Annotated in this window: 13 protein-coding genes, 1 tRNA gene and 3 rRNA genes; 6 read left to right on the top strand and 11 right to left on the bottom strand. The window is 62.2% G+C overall.

The window, feature by feature from the left end; all coding sequences use genetic code 11:
- Positions 1 to 79: 79 nt before the first annotated feature.
- The 3 genes from urtA to D0901_RS00175 all read right to left on the bottom strand — a co-directional run bounded on the left by urtA (position 80) and on the right by D0901_RS00175 (position 5,116).
- Complete coding sequence (gene urtA, locus D0901_RS00185) at positions 80 to 1,417, bottom strand: urea ABC transporter substrate-binding protein (RefSeq protein WP_129138275.1); 1,338 nt, start codon at positions 1,415 to 1,417, stop codon at positions 80 to 82.
- A gap of 627 nt (positions 1,418 to 2,044) precedes the next feature.
- A complete protein-coding gene (locus tag D0901_RS00180; RefSeq protein ID WP_162500790.1) occupies positions 2,045 to 3,178 on the bottom strand; it encodes a GGDEF domain-containing protein in 1,134 nt (377 codons plus the stop codon).
- 114 nt (positions 3,179 to 3,292) lie between these two features.
- Positions 3,293 to 5,116 (bottom strand): acyl-CoA dehydrogenase C-terminal domain-containing protein, encoded by a 1,824-nt coding sequence (locus tag D0901_RS00175; RefSeq protein ID WP_129138273.1) that lies wholly within the window; start codon positions 5,114 to 5,116, stop codon positions 3,293 to 3,295.
- A gap of 125 nt (positions 5,117 to 5,241) precedes the next feature.
- Between D0901_RS00175 and D0901_RS00170 the strand changes: the two genes are divergently transcribed.
- Both D0901_RS00170 and D0901_RS00165 read left to right on the top strand, forming a co-directional pair.
- Positions 5,242 to 5,706 carry a flavodoxin family protein gene (locus D0901_RS00170; RefSeq protein ID WP_129138272.1) on the top strand — a complete coding sequence of 155 codons (465 nt, stop codon included), beginning with the start codon at positions 5,242 to 5,244 and terminating at the stop codon, positions 5,704 to 5,706.
- Positions 5,707 to 5,920: 214 nt separating this feature from the next.
- Positions 5,921 to 7,552 (top strand): BCCT family transporter, encoded by a 1,632-nt coding sequence (locus D0901_RS00165; protein WP_129138271.1) that lies wholly within the window; start codon positions 5,921 to 5,923, stop codon positions 7,550 to 7,552.
- Between the two features lie 121 nt (positions 7,553 to 7,673).
- Here D0901_RS00165 and D0901_RS00160 read toward each other — a convergent pair whose 3' ends face one another.
- From D0901_RS00160 to D0901_RS00145, 4 genes are all read right to left on the bottom strand, one after another.
- Positions 7,674 to 8,396, bottom strand: coding sequence for a 3'-5' exonuclease (locus tag D0901_RS00160; RefSeq protein ID WP_129138270.1), 723 nt, complete (start codon positions 8,394 to 8,396; stop codon positions 7,674 to 7,676).
- Positions 8,397 to 8,401: 5 nt separating this feature from the next.
- Entirely contained in the window at positions 8,402 to 10,315 is a 1,914-nt protein-coding gene (locus D0901_RS00155) for a putative nucleotidyltransferase substrate binding domain-containing protein (protein ID WP_129138269.1), read from the bottom strand.
- Between the two features lie 67 nt (positions 10,316 to 10,382).
- On the bottom strand, positions 10,383 to 11,261 hold the full coding sequence (gene cobA, locus D0901_RS00150; protein ID WP_129138268.1) for a uroporphyrinogen-III C-methyltransferase: 879 nt from the start codon (positions 11,259 to 11,261) through the stop codon (positions 10,383 to 10,385).
- Positions 11,262 to 11,434: 173 nt separating this feature from the next.
- Positions 11,435 to 12,895 (bottom strand): sodium-dependent transporter, encoded by a 1,461-nt coding sequence (locus D0901_RS00145; protein ID WP_129138267.1) that lies wholly within the window; start codon positions 12,893 to 12,895, stop codon positions 11,435 to 11,437.
- 378 nt (positions 12,896 to 13,273) lie between these two features.
- On the opposite strand from D0901_RS00145, the gene D0901_RS00140 reads away from it, so the two are divergent.
- From D0901_RS00140 to D0901_RS00125, 4 genes are all read left to right on the top strand, one after another.
- On the top strand, positions 13,274 to 13,756 hold the full coding sequence (locus D0901_RS00140) for a MarR family winged helix-turn-helix transcriptional regulator (RefSeq protein WP_129138266.1): 483 nt from the start codon (positions 13,274 to 13,276) through the stop codon (positions 13,754 to 13,756).
- A 39-nt stretch (positions 13,757 to 13,795) separates the two neighbouring features.
- Positions 13,796 to 14,452, top strand: a complete 657-nt coding sequence (locus D0901_RS00135; RefSeq protein ID WP_129138265.1) for a potassium channel family protein — start codon at positions 13,796 to 13,798, stop codon at positions 14,450 to 14,452.
- Positions 14,453 to 14,476: 24 nt separating this feature from the next.
- A complete protein-coding gene (locus D0901_RS00130; RefSeq protein WP_129138264.1) occupies positions 14,477 to 15,841 on the top strand; it encodes a TrkH family potassium uptake protein in 1,365 nt (454 codons plus the stop codon).
- A gap of 656 nt (positions 15,842 to 16,497) precedes the next feature.
- Positions 16,498 to 16,929 (top strand): hypothetical protein, encoded by a 432-nt coding sequence (locus tag D0901_RS00125; RefSeq protein ID WP_129138263.1) that lies wholly within the window; start codon positions 16,498 to 16,500, stop codon positions 16,927 to 16,929.
- Between the two features lie 384 nt (positions 16,930 to 17,313).
- Here the strand turns inward: D0901_RS00125 and rrf are convergent.
- From rrf to D0901_RS00105, 4 genes are all read right to left on the bottom strand, one after another.
- Positions 17,314 to 17,429: ribosomal RNA gene (rrf, locus tag D0901_RS00120) — 5S ribosomal RNA — on the bottom strand.
- 141 nt (positions 17,430 to 17,570) lie between these two features.
- A 23S ribosomal RNA gene (locus D0901_RS00115) occupies positions 17,571 to 20,458 on the bottom strand.
- A 230-nt stretch (positions 20,459 to 20,688) separates the two neighbouring features.
- A tRNA-Ala gene (locus D0901_RS00110) sits at positions 20,689 to 20,764 on the bottom strand.
- A 142-nt stretch (positions 20,765 to 20,906) separates the two neighbouring features.
- Positions 20,907 to 22,444 (bottom strand): 16S ribosomal RNA (locus D0901_RS00105).
- The 16S, 23S and 5S rRNA genes sit together here with 1 tRNA gene alongside, the layout of an rRNA operon.
- Between the last annotated feature and the right edge of the window lie 424 nt (positions 22,445 to 22,868).

Genomic DNA, 22,868 nt, shown 5'->3' with positions numbered 1-22,868 from the left:
CGGCACCGAGGGCACGCTGCCGATTCCGACGGTTATCGGGACCGGCCGTGACGGGCACGGCCGGGGGATCGCGCCCGTCTTACTGACTGGCGGTTTCCTCGGCGCTGCCGCCGCAGGTCTTCTCGACCACGTTGTAGTTGCCGCACTCGAGCGGCTTGCGCCAGTCGCTGATCAGATCCCGCGAGCCCGGCAGGTAGTCGGACCAGGCATCGCCGGCCACGGTGGACGGCGTCTGCCAGACCACCGAGAACTGCCCGTTGTCCTGGATCTCGCCGATCATCACCGGCTTGGTGATGTGGTGGTTGGGCATCATCGTCGCGTAGCCACCCGACAGGTTGGGCACGGTGACACCGATGATCGCGTCCTTGACCGCATCGACCTCGGTGGTTCCGGCCTTCTTGACCGCCTGCAGCCACATGTTGAAGCCGATGTAATGGGCTTCCATCGGATCGTTGGTGACCACGGTGTCGTCGCCGTCGTTATAGGCGATCCAGTTGTCGATGAAGTCGTAGTTGGCGTCGGTATCGACGCTCATGAAGTAGTTCCAGGCCGCCAGGTGACCGACCAAGGGCGCGGTATCGATACCCGACAGCTCCTGTTCGCCCACCGAGAAGGCCATGACCGGGATGTCGGCGGCGTCGATACCCTGGTTGGCCAGCTCACGATAGAACGGCACGTTGGCGTCGCCGTTGATCGTCGAGACCACGGCGGTCTTCTTGCCCTGGCTGCCGAACTGCTTGATGTTGGAGACGATGTTCTGCCAGTTCGAATAACCGAACGGGGTGTAGTCGATCATGATGTCGTCGTCGGCGACCCCGTGCTCCTTGAGATAGGTCTCGAGGATCTTGTTGGTGGTGCGCGGGTAGACGTAATCGGTGCCCTCGAGCACCCAGCGCTGCACGCCGACATTGTTCATCAGGTAGTCGACGGCCGGAATCGCCTGCTGGTTGGGCGCCGCGCCGGTGTAGAAGATGTTCTCGGAAGACTCCTCGCCCTCGTACTGCACCGGGTAGAACAGCAGACCGTCGAGTTCCTCGACCACCGGCAGGACCGCCTTGCGCGAGGCCGAGGTCCAGTTGCCGAAGATCACGTCGACCTTGTCCTTGGCCAGCAGCTGACGGGCCTTCTCGGCGAACAGCGGCCAGTCCGAGGCCGGGTCCACCACCACCGGCTCCAGTTGCTTGCCGAGCAGGCCGCCCTTGTCGTTCTGCTGCTGGATCAGCATCAGCATTTCGTCCTTGAGCGTCGACTCGCTGATCGCCATGGTGCCCGACAGCGAATGGAGAATGCCGACCTTGATGGTGTCCTCCTGGGCCAGAGCAGGAACCGAGATACCCAGGCCGAGCAGGCCGGCGGCGATCCAGCGATGGGACTTGGATGCGTTCACTTGAGTCTCCTTGCGTTTATGGTTGTTCATCGTGTCCAGCGACGAGCGCCCCCATTCACGGAGCCATCACCTCACAAAGCGCAAGGGACATGCCAACCTCCTGAAATCCTCCATTAACCCTTTAAATTTAGAGACTTACAGAAATACGACAGCCACACCGCAGCCCCTCGACGCCCCACAATGGTGCATGGCGTTTGCCACGGGTTCGGAAAACGCCCGAATTCGGGCAGCGCATCGCACTATAATGGTGCAGCGGCGACCGGGCGTCCTGGAAAGGCGCACCCGCCCCGGCAACGCAGGGAATTCGGGCGCGTCCACGGCAAGGGCTGGAAAGAAGCAGGAGGGCTTGGAATGCATCTCCAAACCCCCTGATGAGGGGCACCGGTGGCAGGGCAAAGCGAGGGTCCTTTGCCATGGATGGCAAAGGTAGCGCCCAGGGAGGGGTTCACAGCGCCCTCGCGACGTCCTGCCGCCGGAGAAGCTCACTTCGTCTAGCGGTTGTGAAAGGCGTTCTTAGAGGGTGTTTACAAAATGCCTGCGCTCGACAATACGGCGTTAAAATCGGCCTCAAAATGCTCATTTACCCCGTGTAAACTCCGCTTTTTCGGCCGATTTTGCCTTGTCTTGCCTTCGCTCGCCTAATTTGTAAACACCCTCTTATCCGGGCAGGCACTCGTTATCCAGCGAGTCATCCATCGAGAAACGCTGTCGGCCCGCCGACTTGGCGGCATACAGTGAGCGATCGGCCCGCTCGAACCAGCGGCTGACCGGCCCGTCCGTTTCCAGCAGGGCTCCACCCCCGCTGAACTGGATATCGCCGTGGGCGAGCGGCCGCGCCCGACACGCCTCACGCAATCGGGTATCGAACGCCAGCATCTCCGCCGGTGTCGCCGGCGCGATCAGGACCGAGAACTCCTCGCCGCCGCAACGCCCCACCACGGCACCGAAATCGCTCGCGACGTCGTTCAGACAGTCGGCGAAGCGGACGATGACCGTGTCGCCATAGGGGTGGCCATGGGTATCGTTGAGCCATTTGAAGTGATCGAGATCGTAGGTCAGCAGCGCCGCCGAGGTGCCGTCGTGTCGACACTCGCCCTGCCGGATGGCGACCCGTTCGTGGAAGGCCGCATGATTGAGCAGCCCCGTCAGGCTGTCGCGTCGCGCCAGTTCCCGCAGCCGCTCGGCGTAACGGCGACTCACTCGCTGCTCGCGACGGACCCGCTTCAGATGACCGCTGACCAGGATCAGCAGAATGGCCACGTTCATCAGATAGCTCACCCCCAGGTCCAGTGCCCGGGAAAACCGGTCGGGATAATCCGTCACCCAACCCGGGTGGTGATACTCGAGCAGGATCATCAGCGGCGGCATGCCCACGATTCCCGCCAGCACGACCCAGCGCCGGAAGCCGCAGGACGGGATCACACCCAGCGCGTAGGCCGCGCCCATCAGGAAGAACATCGAGGTGGGGCCGCTCATGCCCTGGTTGAACAACCAGTTCAGCGGCATGATGCCGAAGATCGCCAGCAGGCAGAACCACCAGGCCATGCGCACCACGTCGCCATGCCAGCGCGAGCGATACCACATCCACAGCACGGCCAGGGCGATGCCCTCGAGCACCAGGGCATAGGTCGGCGAACTCAGCCCGACGATGACGTTGAAGGCCCCCGAGATGGCGGCGGTCAAGGCGGCGACGAACAGGAAGGCCAGGTGCATGCGTTGCAACGGCGACAAGGCCTCGCCCGCCACGAGCCGCCAGCACGCCGCCTGGATTCGCCGCCACGTTGTCACCATGTCCCGCCGCCCCATCGCTCAGGTCACCGTCGGCCCGCCTTGCCTGCCGTCTCGAGTCCGACGTCGTTATAACACGCCCTGCTAATGGAGTCTCGGGCGCGGGATCATGGCATCTCAGCCCTGCGGATGGAAGGCCTCCTCGGGCAGGGCCATCAGCGGCTCGGCGCCCGCCTCGATCTGACGCTCGAGGGCTTCGATACGCGGCAGCATGCGGGTCAGATAGTGACGCCCCACCGCCAGCTTGGCCCGGTAGAAGGCCTCGCCGGAGGGCCCCTGCGTCTCCAGACCGTGCTGGGCCGCGCGCATCATGCGCCACCACATCCAGGCATAGGCGACATGGCCGAACAGCGAGAGATAGTCGGCGGCCGCGGCGCCCAGTTCCTCGGGGTGGTTCTTGGCGCGTTGCAGCAGATCGACGGTGACGTTCTCGAGCAGGACCAGCGCCAGCGTCGCGCGGGTGTGGGCATCGGCCAACGCGGGGTCGGGGCGCTCGCCCAGATCGGCCTGCATGAGACTCGCGAAGCGCTTGACGTAACGCCCCTGATTGCGGAACAGCTTGCGCCCCACCAGGTCCATGGCCTGGATGCCGTTGGTGCCTTCGTAGATCATCGCGATTCGCGCATCGCGCACGTACTGCTCGGCGCCCCACTCCACGCAGTAGCCGCTGCCGCCGTAGAGTTGCTGGGACTCCACCGTGGTGTCGAAGCCGCGATCGGTGAGAAACGCCTTGGCCACCGGCGTGAGCAACGCCACCAGCGCCTCGGCCTCGTCGCGCACCTCGGCGTCGGCATGAAACTTGGCGCGGTCGAGCTGGCTGGCGACGAAGGCGGCGAAGGCCCGGCCGCCCTCGTTCCAGGCCCGCGCATTGAGCGCCATGCGACGCACGTCGGGGTGCACCAGAATGGGATCGGCGTCGGCATCGGGCGCCTTCGCGCCGCCCGGCGCCCGGCTCTGGCGCCGCTCGCGGGCGAAATCCATGGCGCTCTGATGGGCCACCTCGCCGAGCCCCAACCCCTGAAGACCGATCGACAGACGTTCGTAGTTCATCATCGTGAACATTGCCGCCAGCCCCTGGTGCGGTTCGCCGATCAAGACCCCTTCGGCGTCCTCGAAATGCATCACGCAGGTGGCGCTGCCCTGGATGCCCATCTTGTGCTCCAGCCCCCCGCAGCTCACCCCGTTGGGGGCGTCCGGTTCGCCATCGGCGTTCACCCGGTACTTGGGAACCAGGAACAACGAGATGCCCTTGGTCCCGGGCGGCGCATTGGGCAGCTTGGCCAGCACCAGATGCACGATGTTGTCGACCATGTCGTGCTCGCCGCCGGTAATCCAGATCTTGCTGCCGGTGATCGCGTAACGCTTCGGCCCTTCGCCGCCGGCCTTGTCGAGCGGCACCGCACGCGTCTTTATCAGCCCCAGGTCGGTACCACAGTGCGGTTCGGTGAGGCACATGGTGCCCAGCCATTCACCGGCGTACATGCGTGGCAGGTAGACACGCTTGATCGATTCGGGGGCGTATTGATCGAGCAGCAGCGTGGCGCCGGTGTTCAGCGCCGGGTATAGCGCGAAGCTGGCATTGGTGGCGTAGAGCATCTCCTCGAAAGCCACGGTCAACAGCTTGGGAAGCCCCTGTCCGCCGTGATCGGGATTGCCACCCAGCCCCAGCCAGCCACCGTCGGCCAGGGTACGCAACGCGGCCTTGAACCCCGACGGGGTGTTGACGCGACCGCCCTCGAACCGGCAGCCTTCGGCATCGCCACTCTGGTTGAGCGGGAACAGTTCGGCCCGGGTGACCCGCGCGCCCTCCTCGAGAATGGCATCGGCAAGGTCGGGGGTGACCTCGACGGTAGCGGGCATGGCTGCCCACTCGTCACCGGCCTTGAGGACCTCGTTGAGCACGAAACGCATGTCGCGCAACGGCGCCTGATAGTAAGCCATGGCTGTTGTTCTCCCGGACGACTGTATTCAAACGATCGCTTGAATATAGCCCACAACCCCGGGAAGCGTCACCCGCCAGTGGCGCCCTGGCTGGACATCGGGCCGCGACGTGCCACCATGGGCGCATGTCCAGGCATCTGCTGATCGTCGCCCATGCGCCCTCGCCCAACACCCGCCGGCTACGCGACGCCGCGGAGCGAGGGGCTCGCCACGAGGCCATCGAGGGGGTATCGGTGTCGGTCAGAGCCCCGCTCGAGGCCGGCCCCGACGACGTGCTGGGCTGCCATGGCATCCTGCTGGGTACCCCCGAGAACCTGGGAACCATGAGCGGCGCGCTCAAGGACTTCTTCGACCGCAGCTACTACCCGCTGCTCGAAGAATGTCGCGGGCTGCCTTGTGCCCTCTACGTGCGTGCCGGTCACGACGGCACCGGCACCTGTCGCGCGGTGGAAGCGATCGTGGCGGGCCTCGGCTGGCAGTGGGTGCAGCCGCCTCTGCGACTGCGCGGGGAGTGGCAGCCGTCCTTCGCGGACCAGACGGAGGAACTCGGTCTCTATCTGGCCGCCGCGCTGGACGCCGGCATCGTCTAGCGACCGGGTAACCCCGACAGCGACACGCTTCATCGCCGATCGCGCCAGTCAGGCGTTTGGCGGTGGCATGCGACGAGAGATTGCTTCAGGATAATCCCTGTTGTTACTGCGCCCTTGCCGGAGACGAGCCAGGAGACCCGGCGAGGCCTGCAAAGACGGCATTCCGTCTCGAGCTTGGCGCTTTGCACATCGTACAGAAAAACGGAGAAGTCCCGTGGATCGAAATACCAACAACCAGCCGGAACCGCCTCAGGAGGGCGTTCCTGCGCCGGAAGGCCCTTCCAATCTCATCGATACCGATTACGTGATCGGTCAGGACAACATCACCACCAAAAAGTTCGGCTTCGATGTGGACCTGCATGGCAAGGTCTTCACCATCTCGTCGCTGCTGATCCTGTTCTTCGTGATCATCACGCTGGCACTGCCCGACCAGATGGGGCCGATCTTCAACGGCACCCGCCAGTGGTTGACCAGCAACCTGAGCTGGCTCTTCCTGCTGGCCGCCAATATCTTCGTCATCCTCGCGGTGGTGCTGATCTTCACGCCGTTGAGCAAGGTGCGTATCGGCGGCATGCACGCCAGACCGGATTTCAGCTACGCCGGCTGGTTCGCCATGCTGTTCGCCGCCGGCATGGGCATCGGCCTGATGTTCTACGGCGTGTCGGAGCCGATCACCCACTTCGGCACCTCTCTCTCCGGGGACTCCTGGGCCCCGCTGGGCGGCGCCCAGGGCAACGAGCAGGGTGCCATCTCGCTGGGCATGGCCGCGACGATCTTCCACTGGGGCCTGCACCCCTGGGGCATCTACGCCGTGGTCGCGCTGGCTCTGGCACTGTTCTCCTACAACAAGGGGCTGCCACTGACCATGCGCTCGATCTTCTACCCGATCCTGGGTGAGCGCGTCTGGGGCTGGCCGGGCCACATCATCGACATCCTGGCGGTGTTCGCCACCCTGTTCGGTCTGGCGACCTCGCTGGGGCTCGGCGCCACCCAGGCGTCCGCGGGGCTCCACTACCTGTTCGACACGCCCAACAACAACGTGGTCATGGTCATCCTGATCATGGGGATCACCCTGGTGGCACTGGGCTCGGTGGTCGCCGGCGTCGACAAGGGCGTGCAACGACTGTCGCAGCTCAACATGGCCCTGGCCTTCCTGCTGCTGGCCTTCGTGATCTTCGTCGGCCCCACGCTGATGATCGCCACCGGATTCTTCGAGAACCTGTTCTCCTATCTGAAATACCTGCCGGCCCTGTCCAATCCGTTCGGGCGTGACGACGTCAACTTCGTGCACGGCTGGACCGCCTTCTACTGGGCTTGGTGGATCTCCTGGTCACCGTTCGTCGGCATGTTCATCGCCCGCGTCAGTCGCGGCCGCACGGTGCGCGAGTTCCTGATCGCGGTACTGCTGGTACCGTCGCTGGTCTCGGTACTGTGGATGACCGCTTTCGGTGGCACGGCCATCAGCCAGCTGGTCAACGACGGCTTCCAGGGGGTCAAGGATGCGGCGCTGGAACTGCAGCTGTTCACCATGCTCGGCCAGTTGCCACTGACCGCCATCACCTCCTTCGTCGGCATCGTGCTGGTGATGGTGTTCTTCATCACCTCGTCGGATTCCGGCTCGCTGGTGATCGACTCGATCACCGCCGGGGGCAAGGTCGACGCGCCCAAGTCACAGCGGGTGTTCTGGGCCCTGATCGAGGGCGCCATCGCCATCGCGCTGCTTCTCGGCGGCGGGCTGACGGCCCTGCAGGCCGCGGTGATCTCGACCGGCCTGCCCTTCACCCTGGTACTGCTGGCGGCCTGCTACGCCATCATCCAGGGGCTGCGCTCCGAACCCAAGATCTGACGTTCGCCGTCCTGGCATCACCAGCGGGAGCGGCCCTACGGGGCCGCTCCTTTTTTATGCCAGGCAGGCCTGATGAGTAGTTGGGGCGGGACCACCGGACATCGAGGGAGGATCGGGCCGGTCAGCGCCAGAGTTCACCGACCGGCGTTTCCCAGCGATAGTGGCGAGCGATCTGCGCCTGGAGCAACTCGGCGGTGGCCAGGGCGTCCACCAGCGCATGGTGACCCGTGTAGGCCGGCAGATTGTAGCGCAGCCGGCTCTCGTGCAGCCGTATCGAGGCAACCGGCCGCCCCGCCCAGCGACGCAGTCGTGCCCACCATGACTGACGATGAATGCGCGCCTCCAGCGACATGGTGTCGATCACCGGGAACAGCAGGCCCTCGCCGAGCCGTTCGCGAACCGCCGCATCGATGAAACTGCGCTCGAGCTGTCGGTAGTGCACGACCACCAGGCGTCCTTTCAGGCACGCCAGCAGTTCGTCGATGATCGCGGCAAAGTCCGGCGCCTGGGCCACTTCCGTATGGGTGATGTGGTGGAAGGCCACCGACTCGTCGCTCAGGGCGCGGCGCGGCGAGAGGACCCAGTAACGGCCGTCGCTGACCCGGATACGCTCGAGGGTGAAGGGCATCACCCCGATACTGACGATGTCGTGGCGCGTGGCGTCGAGGCCGGTGGTCTCGAGATCCAGCGCCACCAGCGGTGCCTCGCCGATCGCCATGTCGGCGGAAAGCGAGCCCGTCGAGAAATAGTCGGCCAGCTTCCGGTTGCGGGTCTGATTGGCCCGTCCGGCCAGGTATTCGGGCCAATCGGGGCGTTGCTCGCCGAATCGCATCGCGTTGCTCATGTTGATCAGCGGGCCTTCTTGGTCTTCGAGGGCATCGGATAGCGAAAGCCCAGGAACTTCTGGGCATGACTGATGACCTCGAAGGCATCCTTGAGGTGGTGACGTTCGCGACTGGCGATGTTCTCGGGTTCGACGTTGTTGTCCGCCTCGTCGCCCTGCTCGATGTCATGGGCCTGATGGCGAATGCGTACCATGGAAAGAAACTCGAAGGCGTAGCGCAGCCGATCGTTGACGCCGTCCGCCAGCAGCCGGGTCCTGGCGATATCGTCCAGCCGGGCGAAGGTATTCTGCGCCTTGGAACCGCAAGCGAGCGCATGCACGCGCACCAGATCGACCAGCGGCGCGGTGCCACGCCGCTTGAGATTGATCGACTTGCGATGCTTGCCGTCCTGTTCCATGACGAAGGTGCGGAAGAAGCCCAGCGGTGGCGTACGCCCCAGGGCGTTGCGCGCCATGGCGGCGAGAAAGTAGGGCCGCTTGGGGGCGAGTTCGGCGATCAGATCCTGCAGGGCCTCGACCAGCGGTTCGTCGCCATGTACCGCCGCCAGGTCGAAGAAGATCGAGCTGTGCAGCAGACTTTCGGGATTGGGCTCGTCCATCCACTCGGTGAAGTAGCGCTTCCAGACCGCCAGGGGCTGACGCCAGCGCGGGTTGGTGGCCATCACGTCGCCCTTGCAGTACGGGTAGCGGCAGGCCGCCAGGCCGTCGCTGACGAACTTGGCGAGTGCCGCGAAATAGGCATCGTGCTGCTCGGGATCGAAGCGATCGTCGAGCACCAGGGCATTGTCCTGATCGGCGGTGATGGTCGGCTCGTCACGCGCCATCGAGCCCAGCACCATGAAGCAGTACGGCACCGGCGGCGGCCCCAGCTCGGCTTCCGCGAGCTCGATCAGGCGATGGGTGAAGCTGCGGCCGATGGTTGCCAGGGAACGGCCGACCATTTCCGAGTTGGCGCCGTCGGCGACCATGCGCGCGAAGGCGGTACGCACTTCACCGGACAGCCGGGCCAGTTGATCGATGTCGTTCTGGAGAAAGATGTTGTTGACCAGGAACAGACTGGTGGGGGTCTCGTAGCGGACGATGTCGGAGATGTGCAGCACCCCGATCGGCTGCCGGCGATGCAGCACCGGCAGGTGGTGCACCTGATTGCGCAACATGCTCAGCATGGCCTCGTGCACCGTCTCGTCGGACTGCACGACGATCACCCGTCGGGACATCACCTCGCCCACCGGCACGTCCGGTGAGAGCCCCCCGGCCGCCATCCGGGCGCAGAAATCGCGATCGGTGAGAATGCCGACCAGTTGGCGATTGTGACCGTCGCGGTCGGTGAAGGTCCGCGCCGACGCTTCCATCGCCGTATCGAGAACCAGCAGGCTGGTGGCATTGGTGTCGCGCATGCGCTGAGCGGCCGTCTGCAGCGGTGTATCGACGTCGACCATCTCCGGCGGGCGATCGATCAGCTTGCGAACGCGGGTGGACATCATGTCGCTGTCGTCGCGATGCTGCTCCACCGTGGCCTTGAGCCGCCGACCGCCGGTATCGAAGAACTCGGCGAAGTCGTCGTCCTGCTCGCAGACCTCATCGAAGATCGCGGCGGGGATGAAATAGATCAGCGTGTCCTCGAGCGCCCGCACGGGGTAGCGCACGCGACGATTGCGCAGCAGATCCGAATAGCCGAAGACGTCGCCCTCGCCCAGGCGGTTGAATAGCCGTCCGCTACGCTGGAACATCTCCACGGCACCGCTACGGATGTACCAGAGCTCCTCGACCGCCTGGTCCTTGACCAGCAGATCGGTGCCGGCCTGGAAATAGCGCACCTCGATACCCTCGGCGATGCGATCCAGCAAGGCGTCGGGGAGACTATCGAACGGCGCGTAGCGCGCCAGATGGTCCCGGATATCCAGTTGTTCGACGTTCATGCCGCCCTCCACGTCCCTGATACCCTCATTCTCGGGAGCACCTCCGGCGGCGTCAATGTCACGCCGCTCAGGCGCTATCGGCATCGTTGAGCGGCGTGGGATGCTTGCCCTCTTCCCAGCCCCGACTGGCCGAACGGCTGTCGTCGAACCAGGCGAGCGACTCATGCAACGCGACCACGCTGCCGACCACGATCAGCGTCGGCGGCTTGACCCGCTCGCGGTCGAAGCCCGGCGGCCAGCTCGACAGCGAGCCGACGTGTACCCGCTGGCGCGCCGTGGTGCCCTGCTCGATCAGCGCCAGCGGCGTCTGGGCGGCGAGACCGTGGGCCAGCAGTTCGCGACGGATGGTCTCGAGACTGCCCAGCCCCATGTAGAACACCAGTGTCTGACCGGGTCGGGCCAGCGTCGCCCAGTCCAGGTCGCAGCTGCCACTCTTGAGATGCCCGGTGACGAAGCGCACCGACTGGGCGTGATCGCGGTGGGTCAACGGAATCCCGGCATAGGCGGCACACCCCGACGCCGCGGTGATCCCCGGCACCACCTCGAAGTCGACACCTGCCTCGGCCAGGGTCTGCAGCTCCTCGCCGCCGCGGCCGAAGATGAAGGGATCCCCCCCCTTGAGGCGCACGACACGCTTGCCCTGCCGCGCCCAGTCGACCAGCGCCCGGTTGATCCCCTCCTGGGGCAGGCTGTGCCGGGAGCGAGCCTTGCCCACGTAGAAACAGCGCGCCCGCGGGTTGGCCATGGCCAGGATCTCGCCACTCACCAGGCGATCATGCAGGATCACCTCGGCGGCCTGGAGACGCTTCAAGGCCTTGAGCGTCAGCAACTCGGGGTCGCCCGGGCCGGCGCCCACCAGGCACACCTGCCCCCGCGGAAAGTCGCGGAGCGCCGCGAGCCGAGTCGGGGTCGAAGCGGTTTCCGGTGAGAAGGACGTCCGGGTCATCGATCGGCCTATATAACGAAATCAAAGGAGAAAAACCTGCTTTAGACGCCAAAATAATGATCAACCGGGCGGATTGCCAGTAACGTCTGGTTGCCAGCTTATAACGCAACGTCCAAATGCAAGCATGCCCCGGCACACGGCCGGGGCACGATGACACAGGGGTGGCGCGATCGTCATTTGGCGGACTGACGACGCAGCCGTGGGCTGAGTGTCTCGCCGATCAGGGTGATCGCCACCAGGATCCCCAGGAACCAGGGCCACTGGCTGGCCATGTCGAGTGACATCAGGCCCAGCGCATCGATGAAGATCACCACGATGCCCAGTGGGCTGACATAACGGATCATGAACAGCCACAGGGCGTGCTGGGCATCGCTCAGGCCCAGCTCGGACTTGAAGATCTCGTTACGCAGCACGAAGCCGGCGAGAATGGCCATGCCCAGACCGCCCAGCGGCATCATCCAGCGCGAGGTCAGATAGTCGAGCCAGTCGAAGAAATTCTTGCCGGCCAGGGTCCAGTCCGCGCCGATGTTGAACGACAGCATGGCCAGCGTGCTGACGATCCACAGCACGATGCCGGTGCCCCACGCCGCCTTGGCGCGCGGGATGCCCTTGCTCTCGTTGAGCCAGGCGACGGTGGCCTCGATCATCGAGATCGCCGAGGTCAACGCGGCCATGGTCAGCATGACGAAGAAGATCGCTTCCAGCACCCGGCCCAGCGGCATCTGTTCGAAGGCCAGTGGCAGGCTCATGAAGATCAGCCCCGGGCCGCTCGCCGGATCCAGCCCGTTGGCGAAGATCACCGGGAAGATCGCCAGGCCCGCCATCAGGGCGACCAGGGTATCGCAGACCGCCACGGTGAAGGTGGTGCGCGCGATCGACTTGCCGTCGGGCAGGTAGGAGCCGTAGGTGAGGATCGCCCCCGAGGCCAGCGACAACGTGAAGAAGGCGTGGCCCATGGCCGCCAGCAGACCGGCGCTGGAGAGCTTGCCGATCTCGAAGGCGAACAGGAAGTCGAGCGCCTGACCGAAACCGCCGGAGAACATGGCGTAGACGATCATGATCCCGAGCATGATCACCATGCCGGGCATCATCCAGCGCACGCTGCGTTCGATGCCTTCCTGAACGCCCTTGCCGACGATCAGCATGGTGACCACCGTCACCAGCGTACTCCAGAAGCCCAGGTTCAGGGGATTGGCATTGTTGGCACCGAAGATCGCCGCCATGCCGTCGACGCTGTCCGCGGTCAGCCCGCCGGTGACGGTCTTCCACAGGTAGGAGACCGACCAGCCGGCCACGACCACGTAGAAGGACAGGATCATGAAGCCGCAGAGCATGGCCATCCAGCCGATCAGCGACCAGCCCGCGCTCTGCCCCGACTCACGCGCCACCCGGCGGATGGCGTCGATGGGACTGCCGCGCCCCCGGCGCCCGTAGCCGATCTCGACCATCATGATCGGGATACCGATGGCGGCGATACACAGCAGATAGACCAGCACGAAGGCGCCGCCGCCGTACTCACCGGTCATGTAGGGGAACTTCCAGATATTGCCCAGCCCCACCGCGGAGCCGGTCGCCGCCAGCACGAAGCCCCAGCGGCCTATCCAGAGGTTCTGAGGTTTCTCTCTCGTCGTCATAGAAACACCTTGCGGGTTTTGTTGTTGTGCCAAATCTCGCCAACACGTTTTTGCGCACAAGCCGCCGATTGTAGCGCCTTCCGGGAATCGTGCACCAATGCAGCGCACCGTCTTGCCAGAACTTGAACCTTTTGCAGCGAAAAACGCTAGCTGCACGGCATCGGTTCATGGTGCGACTCCACCGAGCGCCCGATAAAGTTTCAATTGAAACCATATGGAAAGACTGCGCCGGTCACAAGCCAACCTCGTCTACCGTTGGTCGTAGAAGCGCCCCACTAGTGTCAAGTTTTTGATACGATCGAGAGGCTCGTCTGCCACACCCCGAACCGCCCGCTACACTCGGGTAACGTTCATGATACCGGCTTTCAGGAGGGTGACTTGCCCCCGACACCGTCGACCCCGCGCAGTGAACTCGACCTCGAGACCTTTCTCCCCTACCGCCTGGCCAACCTGGCCGAACGCATCAGCCAGGCACTGTCGACCATCTACGCCGAGCGGTACGATCTGACCATCGCTCAGTGGCGGGTGCTGGCCTGGTTGCAACAATCTCAACCGCTCACCGCCAAGCGGATCTGCCAGTTGACGGCCATGGACAAGGCCCGGGTGTCCCGCGCCGTTGCCCAACTGCTCGCGCGCGACCTGATCCAGCGACGCCGCGACGAGGCCGACCAGCGCACGCGCTGGCTGACCCTGAGCGATGCCGGCCACGATCTGCTCGACTCGGTGATCCCCAGCGCCCTGGCCTGGGAAAGCGATCTGGTGGCGACCTTGAGCGAGGCGGAGTATCGTGATTTTTTCCGCCTGCTGGCCAAGCTCGAAGCCGGACTGGATTCCCGGGCACCGGCGATCCCCGACGACTAGCCGGTCGCTGCCATCTCATCAGGGACGAAAGGAGTTCACATGACGCATCAGTTCGCGATTCTGGGGCTGGGCTATTTCGGCGTCACCGTTGCCCAGGAGCTGCGTCGCCAACACAACGACGTGCTCGGCGTCGACCACAGCGAGGATCGCGTCAATGCGCTGTCCGACCTGCTCACCCATGCCGTGGTCGCCGACGTGACCAACGAGAAGGCACTCGCCGAACTCTCCCTCGGTGAGTACGACGCCGTGGTGGTCGATGTCGACGACAACATCGAGGCCAGCATGATCTGCACGCTGCTGGCCCGCGAGCAGGGCGCTCAGGAGATCTGGGTCAAGGCCCACTCCGATACCCACTATCGCCTGCTCAAGCACATCGGCGCCGACCATGTCGTCTACCCCGAGTACGATACCGGCCTGCGCGTCGCCGAAAGCCTGCACTATCGTGCCATGGTGGATTTCATTCAGCTCGGCGATCGCCAGTTCATCGTCGAACTGCAGACCACCGAAAAGCTCAACGACAATTGCCCCACCGTAGCCGACCTGGAACTCGACAAGGCCAACCTGGCCCTGGTTGCCATCAAGCGCGGCAAGGAGGTCCTTCACGCGCCGAGCGGCGAGGCGGAACTTCACGACAAGGATCATCTGGTGCTGATGGGCGACCTCGATGATCTGCGCGAACTGGGCAAGAAGCTCTGATGCCGATCTGAGCCATACATCACCATGAGATATCGCCAACGCATTGCCCATCCGCTGCGTCAACTGCCCCACGGTCGCATCATTCAGCTCTCGCCACCCGAGATCCTGCTGCTCGGCTTTGCCCTGCTCAGCGGCATCGGTACCTTGCTGTTATGGTTACCGGTCTCGGCGAGCGACCCGTTGTCCTGGCACGAGGCACTGTTTACCGCCACATCCGCCGTCACCGTGACCGGTCTCAGCGTGGTCAAGGCCGCCGACCTGACCCTGTTCGGCCAGTGGGTGCTGCTATGCCTGATCCAGGTCGGCGGTCTTGGCTTCATGACGTTCGCGGCACTGACGCTGGCCCTGATGGGCATGCGCCTGCCGCTCTATCAACGCAACCTGGTCAAGGAGAGCCTCAACCACACCTCCTTCGGTGAATTGATGAGCCTGGTGCGCCTGGTGATCGCCTTCGCCCTGATCGCCGAGGCCATCGGCACCGCCCTGCTGGCCTTGAGCTGGGTGCCGCAATACGGGCTGCAAAGAGGCTTGTGGGTCAGCTTCTTTCACGCCGTTTCCGCCTTCAACAATGCCGGCTTCTCGGTCTGGCCCGACAGCCTGACCGACCATGTGGCCAATCCACTGATCAACGTCGTCGTCAGCGCCCTGTTCATCGTCGGCGGACTGGGCTTCACGGTGATCGGCGAACTGCTCGAATGGCGGCGCGGTCGATCGCTTTCCCTGCATGCACGCATCGTGCTGCATGCCACGCTGTGGCTGTCTCTGGCCGGCATGGCAGCCATGCTGCTGCTGGAATGGGACAACAGCGCCACGCTCGGAGCCCTGGACGGTCTCGGGGCCAAGCTTCAGGCCGCCTGGTTCCAGGCCGTCACGCCACGCACGGCCGGTTTCAATACCCTCGACACCGGTTCGCTGACCGACCCCATGACCCTGCTGACCATGCTGTTGATGTTCATCGGTGCCGGGTCGGGTTCCACGGCCAGCGGGATCAAGGTCACGACCTTCGTCGTTTTGCTGCTGGTGGCGCGTGCCTTCCTGCGCAGCAACGCCCAGCCGGTGGTCTTCGGTCGTTCGATCCCCCAGGAGACGGTCATCAAGGCGGTTGCCGTGGCCCTGGCCGGGATGCTGCTGATCTTCACCTGCCTGTTCGTACTGACGATGACGGAACCCGGCAAGCCATTTCTCGATCTGGCATTCGAGACGGTTTCCGCCTTCGGCACCGTGGGCCTGTCGCGGGGCGTCACCGGGGAGTTGTCCATGCCGGGTCAGCTGGCACTCATCGTGACCATGTTGCTGGGCCGTGTCGGCCCTCTGTCGCTGGGTTATTTCATGGCAGCCCGCCGTCAGCGGGGACTCAAGTACGCCCGCGGCTCCGTACAGATCGGCTGATCGCTCCACATGCAGACACCAGTACGGCAATCCCGTCAATAAAAAGCCCCGCCATGAAGGCGGGGCAAGAAAGGGACTCAAGCCGTTGAGCTTTCTGACACATTCGAAAGCCCTGATCCAGACAGATCAATGACATCATGGCGCATAACGCGCCCGGAGAGGATAGGAGAATTCCCGAACGATCTGTAGGAAATCGCCTACATTTTCTCCCGCCCCTGGCTGACAACACCTTATCGGCAATACGCGTAGTCTCTCCCCATGACCAGGGAGAAGACCGCCATGAAACGCATCGTCAGTAGTTACGATCCGCAGGGCAATCCGATACTCATGTGCGACTGCGGTAATCGGGAGCCTGCCAACGGAGAGCCGCATCGGTGGGCAAGGTTCGAACATCAGCCCCTCATCGGTACCCTCACCTGCGTCACCTGCCTGAGCTGTCGGCGCACGGAGACCTTGTCTTTGCGTGACGCGAATGCGTTACACGCCTGAGCTGAGAACTCACGCCGCATCGACGGACTCGATCGGCGGCAGGCGGTAACCAGGACATCGGTAGATTGGCCAATCATGCTGACAAATGATTACACTAAGAATCTTTTCTTATCGGAATTATTACCTCGAGGCGAATTGAAGGTCATACAACAAAGGGATGTTCGGCAATGGTCCGGCAAACGATCGACATGACTCCGCAGCAGGACGAGGCTTCCCCGCACCGCAGCCAGGCGGCTCATACGCCAGACGGGGAAATCGCCGATGTCTGCCACCCGGATAGCGAGGCTGCGCGCTGCTTACTGGCACCTCACGACGGCCTGACCATGACGTCCTACGCCGCGATCCTCCGTCAGATGGCCAGGAGCCTGACGCTTACCCGTCGACCGGAGCGCGGTCGTGACAATGAAAGACTCGAAAGCTGGTACAACCGCTTGTGCCGTCGCATCGTCGGGTTTGGCGGCATCCCGCCGGAGATGACGCAGGCAACCCTGTTAGCGATGGCCGATACGCCCCATGAGGAACGCCAGTACGCGATGCTGCTCGAGACGCTCAATGCGCTGTTCCGTGCGGCCGGGCTCGATGAGATACCGCGGCGATAGCCGCCGGCAGGCCAGAGATGGGTAGTGCCTCAGCCATCCCGGCCGAGGACTTTCCCTGAGCATCTCCCTCGCTCGGGGTCACGATACGGGATGCTCGGGACATGGGCTGTCCGAGATCTCTCACAGCCGATGTAAGAAATCTCGCAAACTTCAAGCAACGACGGTCACCAGGGCCGGCTCGCGGTTTCCGCTGCCCAGAAACGCAAAAACCCCAGCCAGTTGGCTGGGGTTTCGAAAAGATGCCTGAGGATGTCTCGGCCGGCGCTCCGGCGGCCGCCGCCCCGGGACTCTCGCAGGGGTACCCGGCTCATGGGCCTGACGCGCCCTTTCGCCGCCCCGAAACGCAAAAACCCCAGCCGATTGGCTGGGGTTTTCCGAAAAGATGCCTGACGATGACCTACTCTCGCATGGGGAGACCCCACACTACCATCGGCGCTGAGCGGTTTCACTGCTGAGTTCGGCATGGGGTCAGGTGGGACCCGCTCGCTATGGTCGTCAGGCGTAACCGTGGCGTGCTGCAGGCTCTGCAGCACCCAAGTACCTGGTGCGCTTCAACAACGTGATCAAGCTGATCGAGTCGACTCTCGCGACGTATCCGTCGTGTCTCGCCCACAGGGCCACTCAGGCCCCTTGGGTGTTATATGGTCAAGCCTCACGGACCATTAGTACGCGTTAGCTCAACGCCTCGCAGCGCTTCCACATCGCGCCTATCAACCTCGTCGTCTTCGAGGGTCCTTCAGGGGGCGCGAGGCCCCAGGGAAGTCTCATCTTGAAGGGGGCTTCCCGCTTAGATGCTTTCAGCGGTTATCCCGTCCGTACATAGCTACCCGGCAGTGCGATTGGCATCACAACCGGAACACCAGCGGTACGTCCACTCCGGTCCTCTCGTACTAGGAGCAGCACTTCGCAAACTTCCGACGCCCACGGCAGATAGGGACCGAACTGTCTCACGACGTTCTAAACCCAGCTCGCGTACCACTTTAAATGGCGAACAGCCATACCCTTGGGACCGACTTCAGCCCCAGGATGTGATGAGCCGACATCGAGGTGCCAAACACCGCCGTCGATGTGAACTCTTGGGCGGTATCAGCCTGTTATCCCCGGAGTACCTTTTATCCGTTGAGCGATGGCCCTTCCATACAGAACCACCGGATCACTAGAACCTACTTTCGTACCTGCTCGACGTGTCTGTCTCGCAGTTAAGCACCCTTATGCTCTTGCACTCAATGCACGATTTCCAACCGTGCTGAGGGTACCTTCGTGCTCCTCCGTTACGCTTTGGGAGGAGACCGCCCCAGTCAAACTACCCACCACACACTGTCCTTACACCGGATCACGGTGCGAAGTTAGAACGCCAATGATGCCAGGCTGGTATTTCAAGGTCGGCTCCACCCGGACTGGCGTCCGGGTTTCCAAGCCTCCCAGCTATCCTACACAAGCAACATCAGCGTCCAGTGTGAAGCTATAGTAAAGGTTCACGGGGTCTTTCCGTCTAGCCGCGGGTACACAGCATCTTCACTGCGATTTCAATTTCACTGAGTCTCGGGTGGAGACAGCGTGGCCATCATTACGCCATTCGTGCAGGTCGGAACTTACCCGACAAGGAATTTCGCTACCTTAGGACCGTTATAGTTACGGCCGCCGTTTACCGGGGCTTCGATCAGGAGCTTCGCGCAAGCGCTAACACCATCACTTAACCTTCCGGCACCGGGCAGGCGTCACACCCTATACGTCCGCTTACGCGTTGGCAGAGTGCTGTGTTTTTAATAAACAGTTGCAGCCACCTGGTATCTTCGACCGGCTTCCGCTCCACCCGCGAGGGGCTTCACGTAATGCCGGCGTGCCTTCTCCCGAAGTTACGGCACCATTTTGCCTAGTTCCTTCACCCGAGTTCTCTCAAGCGCCTGGGTATTCTCTACCTGACCACCTGTGTCGGTTTGGGGTACGGTCTCACGTGATCTGAAGCTTAGAGGCTTTTCCTGGAAGCGTGGCATCGATGACTTCCGGACCGTAGTCYGTTCGTCTCGTGTCTCGGCCTTGAGCGCCCGGATTTCCCTGAGCCCTCGGCCTACGCACTTTCACCGGGGCAACCAACGCCCGGCTCACCTAGCCTTCTTCGTCCCCCCATCGCAATCACGCGAGGTACGGGAATATTGACCCGTTTCCCATCGACTACGCCTTTCGGCCTCGCCTTAGGGGCCGACTCACTCTGCTCCGATTGACGTCGAACAGAAACCCTTGGTCTTCCGGCGGGGGAGGTTTTCACTCCCCTTATCGTTACTCATGTCAGCATTCGCACTCGTGATACCTCCAGCATGCCTCTCGACACACCTTCATCGGCGTACACGACGCTCCTCTACCGCTCGCCATTCGGCGAACCCGTAGCTTCGGCATCTGGTTTAGCCCCGTTACATCTTCCGCGCAGGCCGACTCGACTAGTGAGCTATTACGCTTTCTTTAAAGGATGGCTGCTTCTAAGCCAACCTCCTAGCTGTCTAAGCCTTCCCACATCGTTTCCCACTTAACCAGAATTTGGGGGCCTTAGCTGACGGTCTGGGTTGTTTCCCTTTTCACAACGGACGTTAGCACCCGCTGTGTGTCTCCCACGCTGCACTCACCGGTATTCGGAGTTTGCCTCGGTTTGGTAACCCGGGATGGGCCCCTAGCCGAAACAGTGCTCTACCCCCGGCGGTGATACGTGAGGCGCTACCTAAATAGCTTTCGAGGAGAACCAGCTATCTCCGAGCTTGATTAGCCTTTCACTCCGATCCACAGCTCATCCGAATCTTTTTCAACAGATCCCGGTTCGGGCCTCCAGTTGATGTTACTCAACCTTCACCCTGGCCATGGATAGATCGCCCGGTTTCGGGTCTATATCCAGCGACTGGTCGCCCAGTTAAGACTCGGTTTCCCTACGCCTCCCCTATNCGGTTAAGCTCGCCACTGAATATAAGTCGCTGACCCATTATACAAAAGGTACGCGGTCACACTACRNRAGTGCTCCCACTGCTTGTACGCACACGGTTTCAGGGTCTATTTCACTCCCCTCTCCGGGGTTCTTTTCGCCTTTCCCTCACGGTACTGGTTCACTATCGGTCAGCCAGGAGTATTTAGCCTTGGAGGATGGTCCCCCCGTCTTCAGTCAAGGTTTCACGTGCCCCGACCTACTCGATTTCACGCTGATCGGATTTCGGCTACGGGACTATCACCCTGTATCGTCAGGCTTCCCAGCCTGTTCGCCTATCGGTCACAACGCTTAAGGGCTACTCCCCGTTCGCTCGCCGCTACTGGGGGAATCTCGGTTGATTTCTTTTCCTCGGGGTACTTAGATGTTTCAGTTCCCCCGGTTCGCCTCGCCATGCTATGGATTCACATGGCGATACTCAGGTTACCCTGAGTGGGTTGCCCCATTCGGAGATGTCCGGGTCACAGGTCATTTGCCACCTCGCCGAACCTTATCGCAGGCTGTCACGTCCTTCATCGCCTCTGGCTGCCTAGGCATCCACCGTGTGCGCTTCATCGCTTGACCATATAACCCCAAGGGGTCTGGTGCGATGACACGATCGCCGGATACGCTCGAGAGTCGTATCTCGTTTGTCTCTTCCTYTCGGAAGAAACGTTGTCAGCTTGATTCACATTGTTAAAGAGCGTTTAGAGCCATAAGCTCTAAGCTGTAAGCTTTACGTGACAGTCATCGACATGTCACCCAAAACCTATAGCTTAGGACTTATTGGAAAGACTGTTGGGACATCGGGAGGATGGTGGAGCCTACCGGGATCGAACCGGTGACCTCCTGCGTGCAAGGCAGGCGCTCTCCCAGCTGAGCTAAGGCCCCTGAACATCAGCTTTAAGCGGGAAGCTTTAAGCTGTAAGAAAAACCAACACCATGCCTGGCGGGCTTGACTTAAAGCTGACAGCTTATGGCTTACAGCTTGTTTTGGTGGGTCTGGGCAGACTCGAACTGCTGACGTGTCGGTTAAGGAGGTGATCCAGCCGCAGGTTCCCCTACGGCTACCTTGTTACGACTTCACCCCAGTCATGAACCACACCGTGGTGATCGCCCTCCGAAGTTAGGCTAACCACTTCTGGTGCAGTCCACTCCCATGGTGTGACGGGCGGTGTGTACAAGGCCCGGGAACGTATTCACCGTGACATTCTGATTCACGATTACTAGCGATTCCGACTTCACGGAGTCGAGTTGCAGACTCCGATCCGGACTGAGACCGGCTTTCCGAGATTGGCTCCCCCTCGCGGGATTGCAACCCTTTGTACCGGCCATTGTAGCACGTGTGTAGCCCTACCCGTAAGGGCCATGATGACTTGACGTCGTCCCCACCTTCCTCCGGTTTGTCACCGGCAGTCTCCCTAGAGTTCCCGACCGAATCGCTGGCAAATAGGGACAAGGGTTGCGCTCGTTACGGGACTTAACCCAACATTTCACAACACGAGCTGACGACAGCCATGCAGCACCTGTCTCTCGGCTCCCGAAGGCACTCCRCCGTCTCCGGCGGATTCCGAGGATGTCAAGGGTAGGTAAGGTTCTTCGCGTTGCATCGAATTAAACCACATGCTCCACCGCTTGTGCGGGCCCCCGTCAATTCATTTGAGTTTTAACCTTGCGGCCGTACTCCCCAGGCGGTCGACTTATCGCGTTAACTGCGCCACTAAGTCCTCAAGGGACCCAACGGCTAGTCGACATCGTTTACGGCGTGGACTACCAGGGTATCTAATCCTGTTTGCTACCCACGCTTTCGCACCTCAGCGTCAGTGTCAGTCCAGAAGGCCGCCTTCGCCACTGGTATTCCTCCCGATCTCTACGCATTTCACCGCTACACCGGGAATTCTACCTTCCTCTCCTGCACTCTAGCTAAACAGTTCCGGATGCCATTCCCAGGTTGAGCCCGGGGCTTTCACAACCGGCTTACTTAGCCGCCTACGCGCGCTTTACGCCCAGTAATTCCGATTAACGCTTGCACCCTCCGTATTACCGCGGCTGCTGGCACGGAGTTAGCCGGTGCTTCTTCTGCGGGTGATGTCGTCCGTACCGGGTATTAACCGGCACGCTTTCTTCCCCGCTGAAAGTGCTTTACAACCCGAAAGCCTTCTTCACACACGCGGCATGGCTGGATCAGGCTTGCGCCCATTGTCCAATATTCCCCACTGCTGCCTCCCGTAGGAGTCTGGGCCGTGTCTCAGTCCCAGTGTGGCTGATCATCCTCTCAGACCAGCTACGGATCGTCGCCTTGGTGAGCCGTTACCTCACCAACCAGCTAATCCGACATAGGCTCATCCGATAGCGCAAGGTCCGAAGATCCCCTGCTTTCTCCCGTAGGACGTATGCGGTATTAGCCTGGGTTTCCCCAGGTTATCCCCCACTACCGGGCAGATTCCTATGCATTACTCACCCGTCCGCCGCTCGTCRGCATCCAGCAAGCTGGACCCGTTACCGCTCGACTTGCATGTGTTAAGCCTGCCGCCAGCGTTCAATCTGAGCCATGATCAAACTCTTCAGTTGAAAGTCTGATGGTCCGTTAGGCGGACCAAACCTGGCTCAAGGTTCAAACGTCTCTTGACGAGTCGCTTGCCTTGATATCATGTGACAGTGTCACCGTATCGTGGCCAAGCGCCCACATGAATTACCTGATCGACTTGTTAAAGAGCATCGCGTCGTTTGCCCGAAGGCGCCTCGCCGCGAGAGAGGCGTATTCTACCGATTCGCGCTGCGCTGTCAAGCCTCGGTGGCCGGTGCCGAACACCGGATGAGATCAGCCATCGATCTCGGCCGCGCTTGACCGCTGACCCCGAAAGGCCGGCGAATCGTGGGAGCGAAGTCTACAGCCTTCGAGGCGATCCGGCAAGCGATTTGTTCACCGCCGTTTTCCAAAACCCTCGAAGAAACAGCCACTTGCTTCTCCCGTCACCGCCGGTGACGTGTCCCG

This window comes from Modicisalibacter coralii (assembly GCF_004117855.1).
GTDB classification, from domain to species: domain Bacteria; phylum Pseudomonadota; class Gammaproteobacteria; order Pseudomonadales; family Halomonadaceae; genus Modicisalibacter; species Modicisalibacter coralii.
The sequence above is the reverse complement of the archived record's forward strand: the minus strand, read 5'-3'. Positions and strand labels throughout refer to the sequence as shown.

What these genes read in the sequence shown, in the direction of transcription:
- D0901_RS00130 (WP_129138264.1), top strand. Translation starts at nt 14,477, where the DNA reads ATGAGATATCGCCAACGCATTGCCCATCCGCTGCGTCAACTGCCCCAC.
- D0901_RS00180 (WP_162500790.1), bottom strand. Translation starts at nt 3,178, where the DNA reads ATGGTGACAACGTGGCGGCGAATCCAGGCGGCGTGCTGGCGGCTCGTG.
- D0901_RS00155 (WP_129138269.1), bottom strand. Translation starts at nt 10,315, where the DNA reads ATGAACGTCGAACAACTGGATATCCGGGACCATCTGGCGCGCTACGCG.
- cobA (WP_129138268.1), bottom strand. Translation starts at nt 11,261, where the DNA reads ATGACCCGGACGTCCTTCTCACCGGAAACCGCTTCGACCCCGACTCGG.
- urtA (WP_129138275.1), bottom strand. Translation starts at nt 1,417, where the DNA reads ATGAACAACCATAAACGCAAGGAGACTCAAGTGAACGCATCCAAGTCC.
- D0901_RS00135 (WP_129138265.1), top strand. Translation starts at nt 13,796, where the DNA reads ATGACGCATCAGTTCGCGATTCTGGGGCTGGGCTATTTCGGCGTCACC.
- D0901_RS00125 (WP_129138263.1), top strand. Translation starts at nt 16,498, where the DNA reads ATGGTCCGGCAAACGATCGACATGACTCCGCAGCAGGACGAGGCTTCC.
- D0901_RS00160 (WP_129138270.1), bottom strand. Translation starts at nt 8,396, where the DNA reads ATGAGCAACGCGATGCGATTCGGCGAGCAACGCCCCGATTGGCCCGAA.
- D0901_RS00145 (WP_129138267.1), bottom strand. Translation starts at nt 12,895, where the DNA reads ATGACGACGAGAGAGAAACCTCAGAACCTCTGGATAGGCCGCTGGGGC.
- D0901_RS00170 (WP_129138272.1), top strand. Translation starts at nt 5,242, where the DNA reads ATGTCCAGGCATCTGCTGATCGTCGCCCATGCGCCCTCGCCCAACACC.
- D0901_RS00175 (WP_129138273.1), bottom strand. Translation starts at nt 5,116, where the DNA reads ATGGCTTACTATCAGGCGCCGTTGCGCGACATGCGTTTCGTGCTCAAC.